Below are 23,875 nucleotides of genomic sequence, written 5' to 3'. Positions count from 1 at the left end.
CCTGCGGCCCGGGCGGAGGCGGCGGGGTTGGCCCGGGCTGGGGCGCCGGGCCTGCGGCCCGGGCGGGCCCTGGGGCCTTGGGCCGGGGCGGGCTTGGGGGCCGGTGGGCGTGGTGGCTGCCTCAGCCGGCAGGTCCGGACGGGGTCGGGCAGACCCGGTCGAACGGACCTCGCCGGCCCGGCCGGGCCCCGGCGGATCTGGCCGAACGAGCCTGCCGGCCCCGGGCCCGGGCAGGTTCGGGCCCCCGGCGCTCGAACGGCCCGGCGGAGCCAACCGGCCCGGCTTCCGGCGGTTCTCGCCCTGGCCCAGGACCTGCCCGGGCGTTCTCCGGGCCGCTCACACGGTGCGGAGCGCGGGGCGAACGGTCGCCGTAGGCCGTCTCACGTTGCACTCGGGGAGCGTGCCCCGGCCCCGGCCGGGGTGGGGGACCGGGTCAGGCCACCTGGGCCCGGTTCCCCGCCCTGCCGGGGCCGGCGGCCCCTACGCCACCGCCTCCGGCGCCCGTGAGGGCGACGGAGGGCGGCGGAGCGCGGTTTGGCCGGCGCGCCAGGCACCCAGCAGGTGGCGGGCCAGCGCGTCCTCGACCAGGCCCGTCGCGTCGATCCCGAAGACCACGTCGGCCGCCAACTCCGGTTCGTCCGCCAGCAGTCCGGCGACCACCTCGCGCCGCACCAACTGCTCGTGAACGGCGTCGGCCTCCACGTGCTCCTCGTAGAACCGCTCGGCGGCCGGCCCCGCCCCGACCCGGCGCAGCGCGTCGGCCAGCCGCCGCGACCCCGGCGACGAGGTGATCTCCACGGCGGCGAAGTGGCCGACCAGCGCCCCGCGCAGCGCGCGGCGCAGCCCGAACAGCGACATCAGGTTGACGGTCGCCAGCGCCGCCCCGGGCGCCGCGTCCAGCTGGCGGCCGTAGTCGGCGTCCAGGTCGAGGTCGGTCATCAGCTCGGCGAAGAGCCGGGCGTGCGCCCGCTCGGCGCGGCCGGCGCCGAACTCGTCGAACTCGATCGCGACCATCGCGGCCTTCGCCCGCCCGGTGAGCCTCGGCAGCACCCAGGCGTGCGGGTCGGCCTCCTTGAGGTGGTAGACGGAACGCACCGCCGCGTACTCGCGCAGCTGCCACAGTTCACCGTGCCGCGCGAGGAAGTGGCTGACGCTGGCCGGGTCGTCGCCGGCCGGCTCGACCAGCAGCGCGTCCAGCGCCCGTTCCACCCGGTCGCCGCCGGCGACGCCGGCGCGGAGCGCGGCGAGGAACCGTTCCTCGGCCGCGACCCGCAGCCCGAGCGCGGCCGGGTCCCACTCCCGCTCCTCCGGGACGCCGGAGAAGCCCCGGTAGTGCAGCTCGTAGAGGAGGTAGAGCGCCAACTGGAGGTCCTCGCCGAGCGGTTCGGCCCGGGCCACGGCCTCGGGCGCCGGCCAGGCGCCCGAACGGCCGGCGGACAGGGCCTCGATCACCCCGGCCGACACCTCGCCCCTGGCCTCGGGCAGCTCGGGCCCCCGACTCACCGTTCCCCCTCGGGGGCGGCGTCGGCGGCCGGGCCGTCCGCGCGGGCGCGGCGGCGGTGGCTGGTGTCGCACCACGGGAAACGGCGGCTGCGGCGACAGGTGCAGAGCGCCACCAGGAAGCGGTCGCCGCACACCACCCGCCCGTCGTCCAACACCACCTCGACCGGACCCTCCACCAGCAGCGGCCCGTCCCGTTCGGCCACCACCCGGCGCGGACGTTCGGCCACGCCCCAACCCGGGCGTTCGGCCGCACCTCGCCCCGGGCGCTCCGCCACACCTCGCCCCGGACGTTCCGGCACGCCCCGCGCCGGGCGTTCGGCGGTCACCGCTTCTCCCCGCGAATCACCACCAACTCCTCGGTGTCCTCGCCGGGTTGGACCAGGCCGTGCCGCCGCAGCCAGGGCAGCCGCCCGCGCAGCACAGGACCGAACGGTATCCGCGCCCGATCCACCACCTCGGCCCGCAGCCCGGCCCGCTCCAGCCGGAGCAGGGTCTCCTCGGCCGCGCACAGCCCCGAGTGCACCATCAGCAGCACCCCGTGCGGGCGCAGCCGCCCCGGCGCCTCGGCGCAGATCCGGTCCACCACGGCGCGCCCGTCCCTGCCGGCGTCCCACGCCCGGGCCGCGCCCCGGCGCGGCGGCGACTCGCCGGGCGCGGGAACGTAGGGCGGGTTGCAGAACACCACGTCGTAGGAACGGTCGGGAACGGCGGCGAACAGGTCGCCCCGGCGAACGGTGACCCGCCGCCGCGCCAACAGCGCGTTGATCCGGGCGCTCAACACCGCGCGCCGCCCGACGTCCACGGCCGTCGCCGTCGCGCCGAGCCGCGCCGCGAGCACCGCCAGCGCGCCGCTGCCGGCGCACACCTCCAGCACGTCCATCCCGGGAACAAGCCCCTCGCGCCGCAGCGCGGAGGCCAGCATCAACGTGTCCGACTGGGGCGCGTACACCCCGGGCACCACCACGACCCGGCCAAGCGCGGGCGCCAGCGGGGAAGAAGCCAACGAAGCAGCCAACCGACCACACCTCCACACACCCCCACACCGGCCCCGAGACCGCGCGGCCGAGTACCCCCCGCGCGCCGGGCCACACCGCTCCGCGCCGCGCCTCCCCCGAACGGAGCCACCCGAGGTCAGGGGCGCGCGCCCCCGTCTCAAGCGCCCCACCCCCGCGTCACGCGCCCCGCCCCCGCCTCAAGCCCCCCGCCCCTGCCGCACGCGCCGCCTCACGCCGCGGCGCACAGCGCGCGTTCGGCCGTCGCCACCAACGTCGCGGCGACGCGTTCCACCGTCGCGCCCCGGCCCGTGTACAGCAGGTCGAAGCTGTCGAAGGCGGTCAGCAGCCACAGCAGGTCGGTGGCCTGTTGTACGTCGGTGTCCGCGCGCAGCAGCCCCTGTTCGCCCAGCCGCCGGGCCAGTTCGGCCATGCCGCCCGCGCGCCCCTCCTCCATCCGCCGCACCGCGCCGCCCACCGCCTCGGCGTCGAGCCGCGCCATCGAGGAGAGCGCGCGCAGCACGTCGCGATGGGCCGCGTACATGGCGACCACCCCGCCGACCCCGCCGCGCAGCCCCTCGCGCGCGTCGGGGTGCCCGGCCGCGTCGATCATCCGCTCGAAGAGCCCTCCGCTGCGCAGCAGGTCGGCGCCCACCGCGTCGAAGAGCCCGGCGCGGCTGCCGAAGACCAGGTAGACGGTGGGCCGGGCCACCCCGGCGGCCTGGGCGATCCGGTCGATGCTGACCGGTCGGTCCGGCGCCCTGCGCAGCTCCTCGTAGACCGCGTCGATGATGCGCCGACGGGTCGCCCGGGCGCCCTCGGCGCGGAGCCGTTGCTCGTACTTGCGGGGAGGCATGGAGCCAACCTAGTTCCCTTGACAGTGCGTATTACGAAATACAGACTGTCAATCGAAATCGCTCACCGCAACCACGACGACCAACACCCGCCCTACGGAAGGCAGTTCCGTCATGGCCTCATCCCCAGCCCCCGCCCAGATCCGTGTCGGCATCATCGTCGGCACCACGCGCCCCGGCCGCAAGGCCGCCACCGTCGCCGAGTGGGCCCGGGGCATCGCCGCGACCCGCGAGGGGGCGACGTTCGAGATCGTGGACATAGCCGACCACGACCTCCCCTTCCTCGACGAGCCGCTGCCGGCCATGACCGGGCAGTACACCAAGCCGCACACCCGGCGCTGGGCGGAGCGGATCGCCCCGTTCGACGCGTTCCTCTTCGTCACCCCGGAGTACAACGGGAACTTCCCCGGGGTCCTGAAGAACGCGATCGACTTCCTGTACGCCGAGTGGCGCGGCAAGACGGCCGGCCTGATCTCCTACGGCATCCAGGGCGGGGCCAGGTCGGCGGCCTCCCTGACCACGCTGCTGTCGCAGTTCGAGATGACCGTCGTTCCCTCGGGGACGCGGCTGGTGCTCTCCGAGGACTTCAAGGAGATGAAGGAGTTCGCGCCCGGGCCCTCCCGCGAGAAGGAACTGTTGGCCACGGTCGACGAGGTGCTGGCCCAGGCCAGGCTCCGCGAGACGGGCGCCGCGCCCGAGGAGCCGGCCGACGCCTGAACAAACGCCGCCGCCCCCGCCGCCCCGTCGGCTCGACGACCCGCTCGGCCGACGGGGATGCCCGGCTCCTCAGCCGACGGGGATGCCCGGGTTGGTCAACCCGTTGCCGCCCTCGACCGTGTTGTCGGCGGCGACGGTGACCGGGCAGGCGTCGGGGTCGTGGTGGGTGACGTTGATCGCGTACTGGTCAGGCCCGGTGGCACCCGTGAGATCGGCGTGGTTGGCGCGGAAGACCGTGCCGCAGCCCCAGCCGTCCTGCACCTGGTGGGTCTGGAATCCGTCGTTGGTGGTGCGCGTCCCGCTGTTGCCCTCGACCAGCACGTCGTTGCCCTTGATGTCCACCCAGGAGTCGTCGTAGTTGGCCCCGGTCAGACCGCTGCCGTCGAAGGTGTTGTCGATGATCCGGGTACCGGTGGTGCCCTCCTTGACGTCGATGTTCTCGCCGCCGATGCCGGGGCCGAGGGTGTTGCCCTGGATCAGGATGTTGTCGCTGCGGTCGTCGGTCCCTCCGGCGCTGCCGACGTAGACGCCCTCGCCCATGCCGCGCCCGTCGAGGCCGGTGTCCCGGATGGTGGAGTTGGTGATCGAGCCGTCGGAGCTGGAGTTCCGCCAGTGAACGGCCTCCATCGTGAGGGTGTGGACCAGAACGTCGTCGATGTGCACGTCGTCGGCCGCGTCCATCACGATGCCCTTCTGGCCGCCGGTGACGGTGAAACCGCTCAGCCGCCAGTGCGAGGCGCCGTCCAGGTGCAGCCCGTACCCGCCGCCCGCGGTGAGCACCGCGTCCCGGGAGCCGACGAGGGTGATCGGTTCGCTCGCCGAACCGCTGCGGGTCGTGTCGAAGTTGCCCCGGTACTCGCCGTCGGCCAGCGAGATCGTGTCGCCGGGGGCAGCGGCGGCCAGGGCCTCCTCCAACTCGTCGGCCGTGCCGACCTCGACGACGGCCGCAGGCCCGGCGGCCCGCTCCTCCGCTCCCGCAGGGGCGGCACCGGCCGTGGCGGCGGCACCGGCCGTGGCGGCGAGGGCGGTCAGGCCGCCGAGGGCGGCGAGCAGCGCGGCGGCCGGCCGCGGCGGGATGGATCGCATGACGGGGCTCCTCGGAGAGGTGGGGGGCGTCCCCGGCACCGCGCGGGCGCCGACGTCAACGCGGGCCCAACTCCCGTGCGGTTCCGTGGACTTCACTCCAGGCCGGGAACGTATGGGCCCCGGGCTGGGCCGTCAAGAGCGCCGGCCCCCCGGGCCTGACCTGGCCGGGGGCCTCGACCAGCCAACCGTTCAGCGGGGCAGCACGCTCAGCGTCGCCGCCCTGGCCCCCGAGCCCACGATCGGGTCCACATACTGCGCGCCATACCGCCGGTACTTGCTGCGGTAGGCCTCGTCGATCGCGTCGTTGAGCCCGTCGTCGCCCAGTTCGACGAACGTCACCTCGCGGTCGAGCCCCCCGGCCTGGACCCGCCCCTCGTGCCGCTCCCGCGCCGCGTTGAACCACCGGCCCTCCCGTCCCCGCGCGGAGCGGACATACAGCCCGTCGCCGTGGCGCACCACCCAGATGGTGATCGGCCCGTGCTCGGTGCCGTCCTCGCGCAGCGGCACGATCTCCAGTTCGTCGGCGCCGCCGATGGTGTCGAGTTCCTCGTTGCTCCAGGTCGCCATGGGTGCTCCTCGCCTCGGTGTTCGTCTCAGGCCGCGCGTTCGCGTCGCGGCTCCGCACCCGAGGCATCGACCGCCGCCGGGCCGACCTGAACGGCCGGTCGGCGCACCCCCCTTCGCATGGGTGAACGGCCGGCCGAACCACCAGGCCAACGGCCGGACCAACGACGGGGCCCGCCGCCGAACACACGTTCGCCGCCGGACGCACGTCCGCGCCGCACCAGGGCCGCCCCGCCCAGCAGCAGGCCGCAGCAGGCCGCCGGCAGCCAGAGCCAGGCGGCCGATGGCGTGGCCGCCCACGCGCCGGCCAGCACCCAGGCCGCGTTCCCGGGGACCGTCCCCAGCGCCGTCGCGGCGGCGAACGGCGCCCAGCCCATCCGGGAGACGCCCGAGCCCAGGTTCACCACGGCGAACGGGACCGCCGGCACCAGCCGCGCCAGCAGCACGCTGCCGAACGCCCGCTCGGACAGCCGCCGTTCGAGCCCGGCGACGGGCCGGGAACGCAGCAGCGGAAGCAGCGCCTCCCGGCCGAGCAGCCGCCCGGCGGCGAAGCCGAGCAGCGCGCCGGCCACCGTGCCAAGCGTGGTGAGCAACAGCCCGTGGCCGAGCCCGAAGAGCGCCCCGGCGGCGGCGCTGAGCGCCGGCTTGGGCAAGAACGCCACCGTCCCCAGCGCGTACAGCAGCAGGAACACCGGCCAGGCCCACGGGCGGGACGCGTCCGCCACCAGCTCCCTCGGCCCCACGGCCAACCCGGCCGCCGCCAGCCCGCCGAGCAGCGACGCCAACACCGCCAGCCGCCCCCACGGCCCGACCACCGCACGCGCCCACCGTCTCCCCCGCACCCCGCCATGATGCCCCGCGCGCCGCCCCCACATCCCGCGCGGGGCGGGCCGACGCCCCTGTCGAGTCCCGGTCCGCCCGGTGGCCGGTTCATGCTCTGCCCGAGGAGGTGACTCAGGTGGGGCGGCTGGTGGTAGGCGGTGTTCTGCCATGCCAGGGCGACGCGGTACTGGGCGTCGTGAGCCAGCGTGTGCAACGTCGGATCGGTCGGCGTCCCGGTGGCGTAGATCCGCAGCGCCGCGTAGTCGGTGTGCCGCTAGATTCGCCTTCGACTGACAGAGCGTTTTCGTCCTGAACCCACCGATCGGCACCGTCGGCATACCGCTGACCAGGCGTTACATCATCCCGCCCCGGATACGGGTCATGAAACTCGCGGCGCCGGGGCACCTGCTGTGGACCGCGGCGTTGGCCACCCTGACGCCTCGTGGCTCAAGGGCTCCCGTCTGGAGTACATCCTCCAGGCACGCTTCGGCAGCTGGGGCGACTGTCGGCACCTGAAGACCTGGAAGAAGACGTACGCCAAGCCCAGGAGCGGCCGCAAGAAGAAGCCCGTCAGCTGACCGTCCAGCGCTCTGTGGGCGGCGTCAGCGCGGAAGCACTTCGGCCGTGTCGGGCTGGTGCGTCGGGCAGGCCCTCGGCCTCCCGGGCGGCAGTGATCGCATGTAGACGGTCCCCCGTCTGATGCACCTGTCACTCCGTGAATGCCCTGAGCCCCTCTCTTTCGGTACGGCATCATCGATGTCGAAGAGTGGGACACCTTCACCGGCGGGACCAAGGGGACAGTAAAGATGCCTGAGCAGCGCAAGTTTCGCCTCGGCGATCTAGCCGCAGGCCGTACCGTGTCAGGCATCGTCACCGAAAGTGACGTCACGGTTGTCGCGGTGCGGATGTTCGGGCCGACAGCGGCGCAGGTGACGTACCGCCGCCCTGACGGCACCGTGGAGGAGAGGATCCTCTACGAGGACGATGCCGACCGGCTGGCCGAGGTGGCCTCAGGGACGGCGGTCGGTGGCTTCGACGCTGACCCCGGGCTGTTCCGGCTGGCGGCGGAAGCGCTGCGCATCCGCATGGCGGCACGCGGTGACGCCATGCTCGCCGTGTCCACCAGCCTTCTCGACCCGCTGCCCCATCAGATCCAGGCCGTCTACAACGAGCTGCTGCCGCGCACCCCGCTGCGTTTCCTCCTCGCCGACGACCCGGGCGCCGGCAAGACAATCATGGCCGGGCTCTACATCAAGGAGCTGGCATTGCGCGGTGACTTGGAGCGCTGCCTGATCGTCGCGCCGGGTGGGCTGGTCGAGCAGTGGCAGGACGAGCTGCTGGAAAAGTTCGGCCTCGACTTCGCCCTGCTCACCCGACAGCTGATCGACACAACGATCGACGGCAACGTCTTCGACCGGCACCCGCGACTTATCGCGCGTATGGACGGGCTGGCCCGCTCCGACGACCTGAAGCGGCTACTCGGGGAGAGCGGCTGGGACCTGGTCGTCGTCGACGAGGCGCACCGAATGAGCGCCAGCTACTTCGGTACGGAGCTGAAGACCACCAAGCGCTACGAGCTCGGCCGTCTCCTCGGCCGGCTCACCCGACACCTACTACTGATGACCGCCACCCCTCACGCGGGCAAGGAGGAGGACTTCCAGCTGTTTATGACCCTGCTGGACAGTGACCGCTTCAGCGGCCGGTTCCGGGCTGGCATCCACCGGCACGACGTCTCCGGGCTGATGCGCCGCATGATCAAGGAGGACCTGCTCACCTTCGACGGCCGCAGGCTCTTCCCCGAGCGTCGTGCCTACACCGTGCCCTACGACCTCTCGCCCGCCGAACAGCAGCTGTACGAACAGGTCACGGAGTATGTCCGCCGGGAGATGAACCGGGCGGAGCGGCTGGACGGGCGGCGCGGCAACCAAGTCGGTTTCGCGCTCACCATCCTCCAGCGCCGCCTCGCCTCCAGTCCGGCGGCGATCCACCGTTCCTTGGAGCGTCGGCGGCTGCGACTGGAGGCCCGGCGCCAGGAGATGCTGTCGGATCGTCCGCTGCCCCCCGCCGGCACCGCTTCCATCCCGTCTGTGCCGGCCGACGACGAGCTGGACGACCTGACCGGCGGTGAGTTGGAGGAGCTGGAGGAGCAGGTAGTCGACGCCGCGACCGCAGCCCGCACACTCCAGGAGCTGGAGCTGGAGATCGCCGCTCTACACGAGCTGGAAGGTCTGGCGGGACGGGTCTTGGCCTCCGGCGACGACCGCAAGTGGCGGGAGCTGTCGGGGCTGCTGGAGGACGATCCACTGATGCGGGACGAGCAGGGTGTGCCGCGCAAGCTGATCGTCTTCACCGAGCACCGCGACACCCTCGACTACCTGTGCCGCCGTATCAGGAACCTGATAGGCCGCGCGGAGGCGGTCGTCGCCATCCATGGTGGCACTCCGCGCCCACACCGCCGTGACGTCCGCGACGCCTTCAACCAGGACCCCGAGGTCCGCGTCCTCATCGCCACCGACGCCGCCGGCGAGGGCCTGAACCTGCAGCGCGCCCACCTCATGGTCAACTACGACCTGCCGTGGAACCCGAACCGCATCGAGCAGCGCTTTGGCCGCATCCACCGCATCGGCCAGACCGAGGTCTGCCACCTGTGGAACCTGGTCGCCGCCGACACCCGCGAGGGCCAGGTCTTCCAACGGCTCCTCGACAAGATCGAACAGCAGTCGAAGGCCTACGAGGGCAAGGTCTACAACGTCCTGGGCGAGCTGTTCGAAGGCGAACCACTGCGTGGCCTCCTTCTCCAGGCCATCCGTTACGGCGACCAACCCGAGGTCAAGAGCCGGCTTGATCAAGTCATCGACGCCCGGGTGGGTGAACGCGCCGTCGACCTGATCAAGGGCCTGGCACTCGACGCCCATGTGATGGGTCTGGAAGACGTCCAGGCGGTAAGGCTACGGATGGAGGAGGCCCAGGCCAAGCGACTGCACCCGCACTACGTACGGGCCTTCTTCCGCGACGCCTTCGCCCGCCTGGGCGGCCACCTCAGGGCCCGGGAGAGCGGCCGGTACGAGATCACCCACATCCCGGCCGTACTGCGTGACGCGGGCCGCTTCGGGCGGGGCCTCGGCGGGGTTGTGCAGCGCCGGTATGAGCGGGTGTGCTTCGACAGCGAGCGCGTTACGGTGCCTGGCGCCGCTCGTGCCGACCTGATCGCCCCCGGGCATCCTCTCTTCGAGGCCGTGCTGGAAGAGACAATCCGTTGCCACGGCGACCTGCTCACCCGGGGCACGGTCCTCGTCGATGCCTCCGGCGCAGGCACCCGCCCTCGGCTGCTGTCCGCGCTGGTCCAGGATGTCGTCGACGGGCACCGTCGCTCGGTTGACCGCTCCTTCGCCTTCGTCGAACTCCACCCGGACGGCACGGCCCACGACGCCGGACCCGCCCCTTACCTCGACTACCGCCCGCCCACTCCCCGGGAGGCCGAGGCGATGGCGGTCCTACTCAAGGAGGACTGGCTGCGGGACGGCGGCCCTGCCCGCGCGATGGACTGGGCAGTGCGCGAGGCGGTACCCCAGCACCTGAACCGGACGCGGGAACGCCTCCTGCCCATTATCGACCGCACGCGCGCCCAGGTAGAGCAGCGCCTCCGCCAAGAGATCAGCTTCTGGTACGCCCAGGCCGGGAAACTCGAACTCGACCTTGCCGAGGGCAAGAAGGTCCGCCACCGCCCCGAGACCGCCCGTGCCTGGGCCGAGGACCTCGAACGGCGCCGCGAGCAGCGCCTCGCCGCGCTCGACAAGGACCAGGCGCTCCAAGCCCGGCCACCCGTCGTCGCTGGCTGCGCGCTCGTTGTCCCCGTCGGCTGGCTCGCGCGGCACATCGGCCCCACTGTGACCCCGGCGGAGAAGGCCGCGCTTGACGCCCTGCACGCCGCCGACAGCTACGAGACTGACCACCGCGCCGTCGCCGCCGTCCTCAGCGCCGAGCGCGACTTGGGCCGCGTCCCCGAGGAAATGGCGCACAACAACCCTGGCTACGACATCCGCTCCCTTACGATTGACGGTCACCTCGTGCACATCGAGGTCAAGGGCCGCAGGGAGGGCGCGGAGCACTTCTACGTCAGCCGCAACGAGGTCCTCGTCGCAAAGAACCGGGGCGGACACCACCGTCTCGCCCTGGTCTCAGTCAGCCCGCACGGCCCGACACACGACGAGGTTCGCTATCTCACCGACGCCTTCGCCGACACCGACTTCGGCGATCTGAAGACCGAGGGCCTCCTGCTGTCGTGGCAGGACGCCTGGAACAAGGGAGAAAACCCGCAGTGAGCGGTGCAACCGAAGAGACGGCCACGGAGCGCCGCACGAAGCTCATCGAGGTCTCCCTCCCGCTGGAGGCGATCAACCGGGAGTCTGCGCGCGAGAAGTCCATCCGCCATGGACATCCGTCCACGCTCCACCTGTGGTGGGCCCGGCGTCCCTTGGCCGCCGCCCGCGCGATGCTGTTCGCCCAGCTCGTCGACGATCCGTCCGCCCGGCCGGACCTGTACCCCAGCGAGGAGGAGCAGAAGGCCGCGCGACAGGAGCTGTTCGATCTCATCGAGGAGATGGTCCCCTGGGAGGCCACTCGCGACGAACGGATCATGCGCAAGGTCCGCGAGAAGATCGCCGAGTCCAACGGCGGTTCGGTTCCTCCTGTCCTCGACCCCTTCGCCGGCGGCGGCACGATTCCGCTGGAAGCGCATCGGCTCGGCCTTGAGGCGCATGCCAGTGACCTGAATCCCGTGCCGGTCATCATCAACAAGGCGCTGATCGAGATTCCGCCGAGGTGGGCGGGCCGTAAGCCCGTCTCCCCGAACGCCGAGCTGCGTACCGACGACTGGCCTGGGGCGAGCGGGCTGGCCGAGGATGTGCGTCAGTACGGACAGTGGATGCGGGAGCAGGCGCACGCCCGCATTGGCGCTCATTACCCGACGGCGAAGCTAGAAGACGGCAGCAAGGCCACAGTCATCGCCTGGCTATGGGCGCGGACGGTGGCATGTCCCAACCCGGCCTGTGGGGTGGAGATGCCGTTGGTGCGCTCGTTCTGGCTGAGCAAGAAGAGGGACCGGCCCGCGTACGTCGTCCCCGAGATCGCGGATGGGAAGGTGACCTTCACGATCGGCGGGCCCAAGGGACAGCCGCGCGAGGGGACGGTGGACGGCAAGGGCGCCGAGTGCCTGGTGTGCGGTGACCGGGCTCCGTTGAAGTACGTCCGCGACGAAGGCGTGGCCAAGCGGATGGGCACGGTGATGATGGCGGTGGTCGCGGAAGGGAAACGGCAACGGCTGTATCTGCCGCCTACATCGGAGCACGTGGAGGCGGCAAATGTGCTGCAGCCGGTGGATGTACCGGAATCCGAGTTGCCCGAGCAGGCGCTGGGCTTCCGGGTTCAGGGGTACGGGATGCGGAAGCATGCCGACCTGTTCACGAACCGGCAGTTGCTTGCACTGACCACGTTCAGTGACCTTGTCGCCGAGGCCCGCGAGAAGGCCGAACGGGATGCGGGGAACGCCAACATGTGCGAGGCTGAAGCGGCTGAGTATGCGAAGGCGGTGGCGCTGTACCTGGGGCTGGCGTTCAGCAGGACAGCAGATCTAAACAACTCCATCGTTACTTGGTCTAACAGCCGTGACCAGGCTCGGAACCTCTTTGCTCGCCAAGCCATCCCTATGGCATGGGACTTCGTGGAAGTCAGTCCGTTCGCAAACGCTGCTGGTGACCTGCAGGTTTCGGTTGCAACCGCTGGACGAGTGCTGGACGTACTGCCGACGACCGATGTTCCGGGGCATGTCGCTCAGGCCGACGCCACCACTCGCACCTATGACAAACACGTCATCAATACCGATCCCCCCTACTACGACAACATCGGCTACGCCGATCTCTCCGACTTTTTCTACGTCTGGCTCCGCCGCTCGCTTGGCGGCATCTACCCCGAGGTCATGAGCACGATCCTCACCCCGAAGGAGCTCGAGCTCATTGCCTCCTCGTACCGGCATGGGAACCGGGAGAAGGCCGAAGACCACTTCGAGCGTGGGTTCGTCAAGACGTTCACGCACATGCGTGCGGGGCACCACGCGGATTATCCGCTCGTCGTGTACTACGCGTTCAAGCAGTCAGAGACCGACGACGAGAGCGGTATTGCCTCGACCGGCTGGGAGACCATGTTGAACGGTCTGATCCAGGCCGGCTGGACGGTCACAGCCACCTGGCCGGTCCGTACCGAGCGTACCGGCCGTTCCATCAGCATCGGCACCAACGCGCTCGCCTCCTCCGTAGTCCTCGCCTGCCGCCCCCGCCACATCACTGCCAGCACTACCGACCGCCGTGGCTTCCTCCGCGCCCTTCGTAGCGAACTCCCGGACAAGCTCAGGAAGTTGCAGGAGGGCAACCTCGCCCCCGTCGACCTCCCCCAGTCCGCGATCGGCCCCGGCATCGCCGTATTCTCCCGGTATGCCAAGGTCACCGAGCCGGACGGCTCAGCGATGCGCGTACGCACCGCGCTCGGGCTCATCAACGACGTGCTGGCCGACGTACTGAACGAACAGGAAGGCGAGTTCGACCAGGGCACCCGGTGGGCGATCCGCTGGTTCGAGCAGTTCCAGTGGGGAAAGGGCACCTTCGGGGAAGCCGAGACCTTGGCAAAGGCGTACAACGTGTCGGTCAAGGGGCTCCAGGACGCCCACATCACCAGGTCCGGGGACAGCAAGGTGTGGCTCGTCGTCCCGGGCGAGCTGCCGGAGTCGTACGATCCGGAGACCGATACGCGGATCTCCGTGTGGGAGGCGGCCATGCATCTGTCCCGGCTGCTGGAGGGCAAGGGCTCCGGGTCCGGCCTGGGGCCGGCCGGTGAGCTGCTCGCCGGGATCCGGCGGCGCGGGGAGTTCGACGAGGACACCATCCGCGACCTGGCCCACCTGCTGTACAGCATCTGCGACCGGCGCCGCTGGTCGGAGAGTGGGCAGCGGTTCAACAACCTGGCCAGCGCCTGGTCCGATCTCCAGACAGAGGCCCGCACGGCCGAGAAGCGCGGCCCGAGCAAGCCCACGCACCAGCCTCTCTTCTGAACGACCGCACCACATCCGACGGCCGGAAAGGCAGGACACTCGCACCATGGCGGTGAACAACCGAGACCGTGTCAGCCGCATGATCGACACCCTCGGGGAGGGGCTGCTGCCCTTCCTGGAACGGGAGATGGTCAAGCGGCAGGGGGAGACCTGGTTCGAAGATGCGGAGAGCGAGGCCAGGAGCCAGGGCAGGCAGATCGGCAAGCAGGACCCGCAGTTCCTGCTGAACCTGCTCCAACGCTACTGGAGTAGCTACTTCCGGCATCTGCTGCCGGGCAGCGCGCGCGGGTTCGCCAGCGAGCTGAACGACGTACGTAACCGATGGGCGCACAAGGCGCCGTTCTCCACGGACGACACACTGCGCGCGCTGGATACGGCCGAGCGGTTGCTCCAGGCAGCGCACGCGGACCCCAACCTCGTCGACGAGATCCGGCAGTCCCGGCAGACGCTGCAACGCCAGGTGACCGAGGAGGAGACCAAGAAGGCGGCCCGCCGGGCGCGTGCCGTACCGAGCGTGGCCGCCGAGGGGCTGCGGCCCTGGCGCGATGTGCTCACCCCTCACCGGGACGTGGCGCGCGGTGACTTCAACGCCTCCGAGTTCGCTGCGGACCTGTGGCGGGTGGCGCGCGGCGAAGGCGCCGCCGAGTACACCGAGCCGGAGGAGTTCTTCCACCGGACGTATCTCACCGAGGGCCTCGAAGAGCTGCTCACCAAGTCGCTGCGCCGAATCAGCGGCGACTCGAACGCCGCGCCCGTCATCAACCTCCAGACCAACTTCGGTGGCGGCAAGACCCACTCGATGATGGCGCTGTACCACTTGTATGCGCCCGGTCTGAACGTGAGTCGGCTGCCGCAGGACCTGCAGGAACTGATCGCAGCCACGCCCGGCGGCGGACTCCCCGGCGGCCCCGTGCACCGCGCCGTGCTGGTCGGCAACGAACTGGGCATCGGACAGGCCGACGTCAAGCCCGACGGCACCACGGTCAACACCATGTGGGGCCAACTCGCATGGGGACTCGGCGGAAGGCAGGCGTACGACATCATCGCCGAAGCCGACCGCACCAGCACCAGCCCGGGCACCGCCCTGCTCCAAGACCTGCTCGCCGCCTACGCGCCCTGCGTCATCCTCATCGACGAATGGGTGCAGTACGCGGGCCCGCTCCTCGGCAACGACAACCTGACCGCCGGTTCCTTCGAGACGCACTTCTCCTTCGCCCAGTCCCTGACCGAGGCCGTCGCCTCCGTGGACGGGGCCCAGCTGCTGGTGTCCATCCCGGCCTCCGCGACCGGTGAGATCAGCGCCGCCGACCAGTACGACATCGGCGGAGAGAACAACCGGATCGCGCTGGAGCGCCTGCAGAACGTCGTCCACCGCAAGGCCGACGCGTGGCGGCCCGCCAGCTCCGACGAGTCCTTCGAGATCGTGCGTCGCCGTCTCTTCCAGACCCCCACCAGCGAGGTCCAGGCCGAGATCAACAAGGTGGCGAGGCTATATGTGCAGTTTTACGGCGCCGAGAAGCGCGAGTTCCCGGCCGGCTGCGACACCATGGACTACGAGCGGCGGATCAAGTCGACGTACCCGATCCACCCGGAGCTGTTCGCCCGGCTCTACGAGGACTGGTCCACGCTTCCGAAGTTCCAGCGGACCCGGGGCGTGCTGCGGCTGATGAGCACCGTCATCCACGCCCTGTGGAGGGACCAGAACCAGAGCCCCATGATCATGCCCGGTGACGTGCCCATACACGACACCCGTGTCAACCAGGAACTGACGTACTACCTGGAGGACCACTGGAAGCCGATCATCGACGCCGACGTCGACGGTCCTGACTCCACCCCGGCCGCAGTTGACGCCGAGAAGACGATCCTAGGCCAGCGCGGCATGAGCCGCCGTGTCGCCCGTACCGTCTTCATGGGCTCCGCGCCCCGCGTGCACGCCGCCCGCAAGGGCCTGTCCGAGGCACACATCCGTCTCGGCATGGCCATTCCCGGCGAGCCCCTGGGCAACTTCCGCACCGCGCTCAACGCCCTCGCCGACCGCTCCACCTACCTCTACGGCGATGGCGAACGCCACTGGTACGACACCCACGCCAATATCACCCGCACAGCCAAGGACGAAGCCGAGAAGCTACTCGACGACCCCGACAAGGTGTGGGCGGACGTGGTGCGCCGGCTCAGCCCTCTGCAAAGCGTGCGGGGCAACTTCAACGGCGTTCACGTCGCCCCCTTGCCTGCCAGCGAGATCGCGGACAACGACACCGCCCGCTTGGTCCTGTTGCACCCACGCTTCACCCACCGCAGCGCCAAGGGCGTACCCGACACCGACGCCCTGCACTTCGCGCAGGAGGCCCTCGACCAGTACCGCTCGGGGACCCGCCAGCACCGCAACGCACTCGTCTTCCTCGCACCCGACCACAAGGAGATCGAGGAAGTCGCCGAGGCCGTCCGTGAGTACCTGGGCTGGAAGGAGGTCCTCCAGCGACATGTCCAGCTTGACCTGACGGACAGCCAGAAAGCGCAGGCCAGAACCCGCATGGAGAGGGCCGACGAAACGGTGGGCCTCCGACTCGCCAAGGCCTACCGGTGGATCCTCGTCCCCGAGCAGACGCCCGGAGCCAAGATCGAGTGGGTCGACATCAAGGCCGACCTGTCCACCATCGACGATGCCGCCCCCCACGTCGGTGACCGCCTCAGGCGCGAGGGCATGCTCTACCTTCAGCAGGCCCCCGCCGTCCTCCACCAGCGCATTACGGAAGCGCTGGCCCAGGACTGGAACCGCGACGGCCACATCTCCGTCGGCCGCCTGTGGGAACTGCACACCAAGTACCCCTACATGAACCGGCTCCGCGACCGCAACGTCCTCGAACAGGGCATCGAGGACGTCCTGAACCACATCACCTGGGAGAACGACGGCTTCGCCCTCGCCACCGGTCATGACCTCGCCACCGGTCGCTACCAGGGCCTCGTCCTCCCCTGCCGGGGAGTTTCGTTCGGCCAGATCACCGACGACACCCTCCTGGTGCGGGCCGACATCGCCCTCGCCCAGGAGGCGGCCGACATCGCCGCAGCCGCGGCCCGGCGGCCGGAACCGGGCGATCCCCACGGGGCCGACGACGGCGACACCGGTCAAGACACCGGCGGCGGTACGGCGACGCCGACGCGCCCCACACCGGGTGCCCCGGCTCCGGCGCCGACCCCGCTGCCCCGAGTCCCGACCCGCTTCTACGCCCACGCCCGTCTCGACACCGAGCAGTACAGCAAGCAGGCCACCAAGTACGCCTTCGAAATCCTCCAGCATCTCGAAGCCGTCGGTGCCGAGGTCGAGGTCACGGTCGAGATCCAGGCGACCGCGCCTGGCGGCTTCCCCGCGGACAAGGTGCGCACCCTCACCGAGAACGCCAATACCTTGAAGCTGCGAGCCCACTTCGAGGAGGAATAGCGCTGACGGGCCGGGCCGGTGTGGGTGCTCGCCCGGCCCGGGCCTGATTGTCTCGGCACCCACTGGTTCTCTCTGTACGCTGGTTGACCTATGTAGTTCGAGAGCGTACGGGGGAGTTCAGGCAATGGCCGCGCGCAACCGGGACAGAATCGTCCACTTCTACGAGATCGCCGACGCCGACGCCCCCGCGCATTCCCGTCTCCCGCACCGCGACTGGGCCCAGCGGATCCGCGCGTTGTGCAGCCAGCCGCTTCCCCAGCGCACCGCACGTTCAGGCGACGACATCCTGGTCGGCGCCGTCGACCCCCACCAGACCACCCCGCACCTGCTCCTCGCCAAGAGCCGCCAGGATGTGCCGCAGCTCATCGACCACGTCGACGGCACGCTCAGCCGTCTCCAACTCGCCGCCGACCAAGAGCTGGTGGACGTTACCACGGTCTACTTCCTCCCCTTCGGCAACGTCATCGCCACCATGGCCGGCGGCATCTCCGCCCCCCGAGCCCAAGCCATCAGGCGCTGGCTCCACGAGGTGCGTGCCGCCCCCGATGTGCGCAACATCGAACTGCGACCGGTGGTCAACGCCCGTTCCCGGGAGAAGCTCCAGCACGCCGTGGCCATCGAGAGACTCAACGTACGAATCGCACCTGAGCCGTACGACAGTCCCACCGCCCTACGAGCCAGCTCCGACCTTGGCACCGCCCTCAGCCGCCTGCACGAGGACAACCCGGACATGGTGATCACCCTGACTCTGGAAGTGCCGAAGAAATCCCGCACCCTCACACCTCGCCGCCGCGCCCGCGGGCACAAGCGGCTCCTCGACTCCACCCGGGTGTTCGCCAACGACGTCGAGGACTGGCTGGACAACTCCGACATCGTCGACGCCGCCGCCGCCCGCGCCCGAATGGAGGCGTGGCACAGCGAGGCCGATGACGAGAAGATCGACTTCGTCAGCGAGCGCATCACCGCGAAATGTGTTGTGCCGTTCTCCTCCAGCGACGGCCACGCCATCGACCTCCAGGTGGCCCTGAACAAGCTTGAGCGGGTCTCCCACGAGCACGAACGAGTACTGCGGGCCGCTGTCAGTGCCGACCTTTAGCCTGGAAGGCAGCTAGGGCGAAAGCCCCGGCGGAGGAGGTACGGGGGGAGGGGCGGGAATGCTGAGTCTGGCGGGAACAACACGTGGACTGCTGCAGCGGTGGCGATCACGGCCAGCAATGGACTGGGCACTCACTGCGCTCATCCTCGGGGCGCATGGTCTGCTGGTAACACTGACCGGACGCGGCGACATCCTCGGTGCACCAGACCGCGGACAACGATTGACGATCTACACCACTGGCGCCACAGTCGTAGCACTGGTTGGCAGCTTCGTCACTGCCGCTATCGCCCAGTACGCTTCCGCCAGCGGCCGCCGGATGCGGGTCCTGCGCACCGCGCCCCACCTGGCCTCACAGTTCCGACGGAACTGGGTGAGCGTCCTATCAGCCACCCTACTCATCGCTGGGGTCTGCCTGCTCGCAACAGCCCTCGACACCACTGAGACCGACCCTGGAGGCGTTCACTGGGCCGTGGAAGGCGTCCTGATCCTCGGCGCCGCCCGAGCCTACCGCCTGCTGTGGCTGTTCAATGCTGTGATCCAGGCGACAGACAGAGACCTCGCAGATTCCCCTCACTAAATGGCCCATCCCCCCTCCTTCGTCGTGAGCTACACCCCCGTTGCGTGGAGTCCTCGACGTGCCCAAGATGTCGGTGGAATCGGGATGTCGGGCAATCAGTCATCCAGCACCCTCGTCGGTGGCTTATGGCCCGGGACGCTTTGGCTCCCAAGGTGGAAACGTGTTCCGCATGCTGCGAGACCTCTGTCGTGTCACCTCCACACTCATCCCCGCCGCCGACGTGAACGTCAGGTTGTCCGACACGCTTTGGAAGCCCGAGATGCGGGGTGCCCAGCCGCTCCGCTCACGCAGTACACACGCAGGCCGTGTCACGGCAATCCGGCCGTGTGACGCGTCATGCCCCGGAGCAACACGAAAGGCCAGGTCACGCAGCGCGTGACCTGGCCTCTGGCCGAGCCGCCTGAGGGAATCGAACCCTCGACCTACGCATTACGAGTGCGAGGGTATCCGTCCAGCAGGAGCAGCCCGATCCAGCTTGCCCGCTTTTCATCCAACTCCAGGTGCCATCACGTCCAGCAGGCGCAGCTTGAGACAGGCCCGTCCAGGGGCGTCCGCTCACGCCACGCTCACGCCATTCGGCCGCTGCTCGGTTCCTCTCCCGGTTCACGCTGACCGGCTGATCAGCGACGCGCTGGAACTCACCGCCCAGGCAGGCAGCGGCCCGGCAAAGCGGTCTTCAACAACGAGTGGCCGGCTAAGGACAACCTCTTGACGTGCTGCGTCACTATCGTGGGTAGGGCGCTTCACTGAGGGAGGCGGCACGGATGCGTGGTCTCGGAGATCATCTGACCATCGGCGAGCGGATCGCCTTCCATCGGAGGCGTCGGGGCTACACCCAGCAGGTACTCGCCGGGCTCGTTGGCCGCAGTACCGACTGGCTGGCGAAGGTGGAGACCAGTCGGCGCAAGCCTCCGCGCATCGACATGCTGACCGAGCTGGCTCGCGTACTTCGGGTACCGCTGGGGGAGCTGATCGGGCTGCCCGTCCTGATGGAGGACGACCGAGAGCAGGATGACGTCCCGGCCGTGCGTGACGCGCTGATGAGTCCGCGACGTCTCTCCCGGCTGCTGTTCGGGCCGGAGGCCGAAGCTCAGCTCCCGACCCCCGGCCCGACGGCTCAGCTCGCGGAGCAGGTGTGGAACGACTACCAGGGCGGTCGGCTCGGCAAGGTCATCGCGATGCTTCCTGCCCTGCTTCAGACCGCGCTGGAGCTTGAGGACCGCGCCGCCCGGTCTGCCGGGGAACGCCGGGACTGCTGGGCCGTGTCCGCCCGGGTGCACCACCTCGCCGCCACGACCCTGGCCAAGATCGGCGAGTCCGACATCTCGTGGCTTGCCGCCGAACGCGCCATGCGGGCCGCTGACGAATCCGGTGACCCGCTGGTCTTGGCCTCCGCCGCTCGCTCTGGGACGCATGCCCTGCTGGCGAACGGCCGATACGACGACGCGATGGAGTTGGGCGAGACGACGGCGGGGTGGATGTCGGCCCGGGTGGACGACAGCGACCCGGCCGCCCTGAGCCTGCTGGGCATGACCCACCTGCGGGCGGCCATCGCCGCGGCGCGGCACCAGGACCGGCCTACGGCAACCAGCCTGCTGAACCGAGCCGAAGCACTCGCAGACCAGCTCGGATCCGACGCGAACTACTGGCAAACAAGCTTCGGGCCGACGAACGTCGTATTGCACCGGCTGTCCGCTGAGCTGGACCTCGACAACATCTCGTACGTCGTGGCCCGAGGACAGATCAACGTGGACCACATGCCTCCGGAGCGCGCTGTGTCCTACCGGATCGACTACGCCCGCGCGCTCTCGCTCGCTGGCCGCGGAGATGACGCCTTCGTGGAGCTGCGAGCAGCCGAGCGCACGTCGCCGCAGCTCGTGCGGAACAATCCAAGGGTGCGAGACACGCTCCGCGACGTGATCAAGCAGTCCCCGGTCACCAGCGGTGCACGCTCCTCGGAGGTGTTCATCATGGCTCAACGGTGTAGGGCGGTTCAGTGACCGTGGAGAAACGGCGGGGAGTCCTCGGGGTCGTAGGTACGGGCGCTGGCGGGGTGGAAGCCTTGCGTACCGGACTCGTGGAACCGGCGCTGGCGCGCGGATGGCAGGTTGCCGTGACCCTCACGCCGACGGCGGGGCGCTGGTTGCGGGCGATCGGCGAGGTTGACCGCCTGGAGAAGGCGACGGGCCTGCCGGTACGAGATGAGCCGCGGCTGCCGGGCGAGGCGAGACCGCATCCGCCGGTGGATTGCTATGTCGTCGCTCCCGCCAGTGCGAACACGGTGGCCAAGCTCGCCGCCGGCATCGCAGACAACCAGGTGCTCACTCAGGTGGGAGAGGCTATCGGCACCCTTGACCTGCCGGTGGTGGTCTTCCCCCGTGTCAACGCCGCCCACGCCCGTCATCCGGCCTGGAAGCGCAACATCGCCGCTCTGCGAGAGGCCGACGTCCGGCTCGTCTACGGTCCCGACGTCTGGTCGCTGTATGAGCCGCGCGAAGCACCCTCCGGGCGGGAGCTGCCATGGCAGGCCGTGCTCGACGCGATCGATGACGCCGTGAAGTGACGTCCGACGTCAACTCGGCTGAGGCATAAGGCAGAGACGACCCGGACAGACTGTCAGGGCCGTCGCCTCATGACGCCCCGAAGCTGTGTCTCATGGTGGAGAACACGGCCGGGCAGCACGCCGCAGCAGCGGACGACTTCCTCTATCTCGCTGGGACCAGCACCACCGGCCCCTCGCCGAGGAACGAGCCGGGCTCGCCCGCTGAGATCGCCGTCGAGGTCGGAACGTTGTCGGCAGGACGGACGGACCAGGGCGGGGAGCGGTTCGGCCCGTTCGGTCCTGCCACTGTCAAACCGTTCTCGATCACGCGCCCGGCCGTTGACCAATCCGCCCTGCTGAAGATCTATCGCGGGGTCGAGCCTCTGGCTCGCCGTGACCGCGAGGCCGATGCCTTGCGAATGGCTCGCCTGTCGGGGGTTTCCACCCCATCTGTGCTGGCCACGGGCGAGCACGTGGATCACGCCTGGTCGGTGCTGAGCTTCGTTCCCGGCACACCGTGCTCCATCGCCACCGCGAGCGGCGTGGACGACTTCGTCCGTCGCGCCCTCTCCGTCATAGCCCAAGTGCACAGCCACGGCCGCTGGCTCGGCCTCACCCCGGGCTCAGGCTGGCGACAGGAGAGCGACGGCGGCAGCACGGTCACCCACCGCGAGTTTCTGTCGGGGCAGCTTTCTCCTCGCTGCCGTCGTCAGCCCTGGTGGCAGGAGTTCCACGCCATGCTCGCCGCCCTGGACCCTGAGCCTACGGTGTACCTCCAGGGCGACATCAAGCCCGAGCATCTGCTGATCGATGGCGCGCGAGTCCACGTCGTCGACTGGGAGGCCAGCGCCCGAGGCCCCGCGGTCTGCGACTACGCGGACATGCTGTTCCACCTCGTGCGCGACGTGGTGTACGCCGGCGCCCCGCGGCAGCGCCTCCCGCTCGACGCCCTGAGCCAGGTCCCCGCCTTCGGCCCTGTCGTGGCATGGCGGCTGGCCCTGTGGCTAGACCGGCGCCGGCCGGATGACCTTCACAGCCTCACGCCACACGACATCCACCGGTTGTCCCGTACTTCCACCCCCGCGGACGCGGCCCGAGAGCTCGGCGCCCTGATCGCCGAGTTCCGCAGCAACGGAGTGCCCCGTTAGCGCCGCCTTCGTCCGTCCCCTTCAGCACCCGACCACTCCGTACCTCCACGCCACACAGATAGGGAGCTCGCCGTGAACCGAGTCGCCAGGAACTACGGCGGCAGCCGCGTCGTGATCGAGACCGGCACGCCCTACCCCGACGCGACGACCATCGTGGAACGCAAGGGCCTCGGCCATCCCGACACCCTCGCCGATCATCTCGCCGAACGGCTGTCCCAGGCGTACAGCCGCTACTGCCTGGAGAACTTCGGCGCCGTGTTACACCACAACTTCGACAAGCTCGCGCTGCTGGGCGGCGCCAGCGAGGTGCGGTACGGCGCCGGGCGCATGGTGGCCCCGGTGCGGGTGCTCGTCAACGGCCGCGCGGCTCCGGCCTGCGGTGACCACCAAATACCAGTGGATGACATCGTTGAGACAACCGTCCGGACGTTCTTCGCCGAGCGGCTGCCGGCCGTCGCCGATCACCTGGACATCAGGTTCCACATCACGAGCAACTCCAGCCCTGGCGCCGTCCTGACCGAGGGAGACACGCCGGAGCGCACCCGATGGTTCGCCCCACGGACGATCGACGATCTGCGGGAGCGGCGGGTGCTGCTGGCCAACGACACCTCGCTCGGTACGGGCTGGGCGCCGCTGAGCCCGTTTGAGTCCTTCGTCCGCGAGCTTGTCGACGATCTCTCCGGGGAAAGCCCTTTCAGGGAGGCGCACCGCTGGTGCGGCACGGACGTGAAGCTCATGGGCTACTACGAGGGAGACCGCGCCGCCGTGGTGCTCTGCGTCCCGCAGATGTCCCCGTACGTCGGCAGCCGAGCCACGTACCTGGAGAACAAGCAGGTGATCCTCGCCGAGTGCCGACGCCTCGCGGGCCTGCGGCTGCCGGGCACGCCCGTCGACTTCCGGCTCAACGTGCGGGACGTCCCGGAGAAGGACGAGTTCTACCTCACCTACACCGGCAGCTCCATCGAGTCGGGGGACGAGGGGGTCGTCGGCCGCGGCAACCGCGTCAACGGCCTCATCACGCCGCTGCGCCCGATGAACATGGAAGGCGCCAGCGGGAAGAACCCCGTCTACCACGTCGGCAAGCTCTACAACCTCGCCGCCATGCGCCTCGCCCGCGCCCTGCACGAGGAGACCGGTGGGTACGCCGAGGTCCACCTGGTCAGCGCGACGGGCGAACGACTCAACCAGCCCTGGCGAGTTCTCGTGCGCCTCTCGGAGCCGACGGCCCAGGTCGACAAGGTCCAGGTCCTCATCGAGGAGACCCTCAGCAACTTCCCGGCGCTCACCAACGAGCTGGTTCACGAAGGAGTGCTGCTCAGCTAATGGACGCCTCGACACTCCCGCCCGTGCCACCGGGGTGCCGCCAACGGCTGACGGCCCACTACGGCCAGGTCCTTGACGCCTGGATCGACGCGGCCCCGGAACTTCTAACGGCTACG

17 protein-coding genes, 1 tRNA gene and 1 pseudogene are annotated in these 23,875 nt (G+C 70.0%); 10 read left to right on the top strand and 9 right to left on the bottom strand.

All coding sequences use genetic code 11. The features are described from left to right. Window positions 1–480 precede the first annotated feature (480 nt). From EBN88_RS03445 to EBN88_RS03430, 4 genes are all read right to left on the bottom strand, one after another. Window positions 481–1,503, bottom strand: a complete 1,023-nt coding sequence (locus tag EBN88_RS03445) for an iron-containing redox enzyme family protein (RefSeq protein ID WP_122182279.1) — start codon at window positions 1,501–1,503, stop codon at window positions 481–483. Then, entirely contained in the window at window positions 1,500–1,730 is a 231-nt protein-coding gene (locus EBN88_RS03440; RefSeq protein ID WP_122182278.1) for a CDGSH iron-sulfur domain-containing protein, read from the bottom strand. The genes EBN88_RS03445 and EBN88_RS03440 overlap by 4 nt, the downstream gene beginning before the upstream one ends. Before the next feature lie 95 nt (window positions 1,731–1,825). Beyond that, a complete protein-coding gene (locus EBN88_RS03435; RefSeq protein ID WP_122182277.1) occupies window positions 1,826–2,518 on the bottom strand; it encodes a HemK2/MTQ2 family protein methyltransferase in 693 nt (230 codons plus the stop codon). A gap of 209 nt (window positions 2,519–2,727) precedes the next feature. Further along, complete coding sequence (locus EBN88_RS03430; RefSeq protein WP_122182276.1) at window positions 2,728–3,351, bottom strand: TetR/AcrR family transcriptional regulator; 624 nt, start codon at window positions 3,349–3,351, stop codon at window positions 2,728–2,730. A gap of 112 nt (window positions 3,352–3,463) precedes the next feature. Between EBN88_RS03430 and EBN88_RS03425 the strand changes: the two genes are divergently transcribed. Then, a complete protein-coding gene (locus tag EBN88_RS03425) occupies window positions 3,464–4,066 on the top strand; it encodes an NADPH-dependent FMN reductase (RefSeq protein ID WP_122182275.1) in 603 nt (200 codons plus the stop codon). A 69-nt stretch (window positions 4,067–4,135) separates the two neighbouring features. Here the strand turns inward: EBN88_RS03425 and EBN88_RS03420 are convergent, their stop codons facing one another. The 4 genes and pseudogenes from EBN88_RS03420 to EBN88_RS32540 form a co-directional block, all read right to left on the bottom strand. Then, window positions 4,136–5,152, bottom strand: a complete 1,017-nt coding sequence (locus EBN88_RS03420) for a right-handed parallel beta-helix repeat-containing protein (RefSeq protein ID WP_122182274.1) — start codon at window positions 5,150–5,152, stop codon at window positions 4,136–4,138. A 189-nt stretch (window positions 5,153–5,341) separates the two neighbouring features. Then, window positions 5,342–5,719 carry a DUF2255 family protein gene (locus EBN88_RS03415; protein ID WP_122182273.1) on the bottom strand — a complete coding sequence of 126 codons (378 nt, stop codon included), beginning with the start codon at window positions 5,717–5,719 and terminating at the stop codon, window positions 5,342–5,344. Between the two features lie 26 nt (window positions 5,720–5,745). Next, window positions 5,746–6,558: a TVP38/TMEM64 family protein gene (locus EBN88_RS03410; protein ID WP_147472632.1), complete on the bottom strand. Its 813-nt coding sequence runs from the start codon at window positions 6,556–6,558 to the stop codon at window positions 5,746–5,748. An 89-nt stretch (window positions 6,559–6,647) separates the two neighbouring features. Beyond that, window positions 6,648–6,800, bottom strand: a pseudogene (locus EBN88_RS32540) (rhamnogalacturonan lyase family protein); the annotation flags it as partial. 148 nt (window positions 6,801–6,948) lie between these two features. On the opposite strand from EBN88_RS32540, the gene EBN88_RS30390 reads away from it, so the two are divergent. From EBN88_RS30390 to EBN88_RS03390, 5 genes are all read left to right on the top strand, one after another. Continuing rightward, window positions 6,949–7,116 carry a hypothetical protein gene (locus tag EBN88_RS30390; RefSeq protein WP_158621309.1) on the top strand — a complete coding sequence of 56 codons (168 nt, stop codon included), beginning with the start codon at window positions 6,949–6,951 and terminating at the stop codon, window positions 7,114–7,116. Window positions 7,117–7,344: 228 nt separating this feature from the next. Beyond that, window positions 7,345–10,860 carry a helicase-related protein gene (locus EBN88_RS03405; protein ID WP_122182271.1) on the top strand — a complete coding sequence of 1,172 codons (3,516 nt, stop codon included), beginning with the start codon at window positions 7,345–7,347 and terminating at the stop codon, window positions 10,858–10,860. Beyond that, window positions 10,857–13,637, top strand: coding sequence for a DUF1156 domain-containing protein (locus tag EBN88_RS03400; protein WP_122182270.1), 2,781 nt, complete (start codon window positions 10,857–10,859; stop codon window positions 13,635–13,637). The genes EBN88_RS03405 and EBN88_RS03400 overlap by 4 nt, the downstream gene beginning before the upstream one ends. A 46-nt stretch (window positions 13,638–13,683) precedes the next feature. Beyond that, window positions 13,684–17,073, top strand: a complete 3,390-nt coding sequence (locus EBN88_RS03395; RefSeq protein WP_122182269.1) for a DUF499 domain-containing protein — start codon at window positions 13,684–13,686, stop codon at window positions 17,071–17,073. A gap of 124 nt (window positions 17,074–17,197) precedes the next feature. Continuing rightward, window positions 17,198–18,169 (top strand): hypothetical protein, encoded by a 972-nt coding sequence (locus EBN88_RS03390; protein WP_122182268.1) that lies wholly within the window; start codon window positions 17,198–17,200, stop codon window positions 18,167–18,169. A gap of 965 nt (window positions 18,170–19,134) precedes the next feature. Here EBN88_RS03390 and EBN88_RS30385 read toward each other — a convergent pair. Beyond that, window positions 19,135–19,214 (bottom strand) — tRNA-Thr (locus EBN88_RS30385). A 296-nt stretch (window positions 19,215–19,510) separates the two neighbouring features. On the opposite strand from EBN88_RS30385, the gene EBN88_RS03380 reads away from it, so the two are divergent. The 4 genes from EBN88_RS03380 to EBN88_RS03365 all read left to right on the top strand — a co-directional run bounded on the left by EBN88_RS03380 (window position 19,511) and on the right by EBN88_RS03365 (window position 23,759). Continuing rightward, window positions 19,511–20,746: a helix-turn-helix domain-containing protein gene (locus EBN88_RS03380; RefSeq protein WP_122182267.1), complete on the top strand. Its 1,236-nt coding sequence runs from the start codon at window positions 19,511–19,513 to the stop codon at window positions 20,744–20,746. Continuing rightward, window positions 20,743–21,309 carry a flavoprotein gene (locus EBN88_RS03375; RefSeq protein WP_325052716.1) on the top strand — a complete coding sequence of 189 codons (567 nt, stop codon included), beginning with the start codon at window positions 20,743–20,745 and terminating at the stop codon, window positions 21,307–21,309. The genes EBN88_RS03380 and EBN88_RS03375 overlap by 4 nt, the downstream gene beginning before the upstream one ends. Window positions 21,310–21,401: 92 nt before the next feature. Beyond that, on the top strand, window positions 21,402–22,436 hold the full coding sequence (locus tag EBN88_RS03370; RefSeq protein ID WP_122182266.1) for an aminoglycoside phosphotransferase family protein: 1,035 nt from the start codon (window positions 21,402–21,404) through the stop codon (window positions 22,434–22,436). A 72-nt stretch (window positions 22,437–22,508) separates the two neighbouring features. Continuing rightward, the gene (locus EBN88_RS03365) at window positions 22,509–23,759 is read left to right on the top strand and encodes a methionine adenosyltransferase (protein ID WP_122182265.1); all 1,251 of its coding nucleotides are present in this window, start codon (window positions 22,509–22,511) and stop codon (window positions 23,757–23,759) included. The last annotated feature ends 116 nt before the right edge of the window (window positions 23,760–23,875 follow it).

Source organism: Streptomyces triticirhizae (assembly GCF_003696235.1).
Taxonomy (GTDB): Bacteria; Actinomycetota; Actinomycetes; order Streptomycetales; family Streptomycetaceae; genus Streptomyces; species Streptomyces triticirhizae.
Note: the sequence above shows the minus strand (reverse complement) of the source record. Positions and strands in the feature narration are given on the sequence as shown.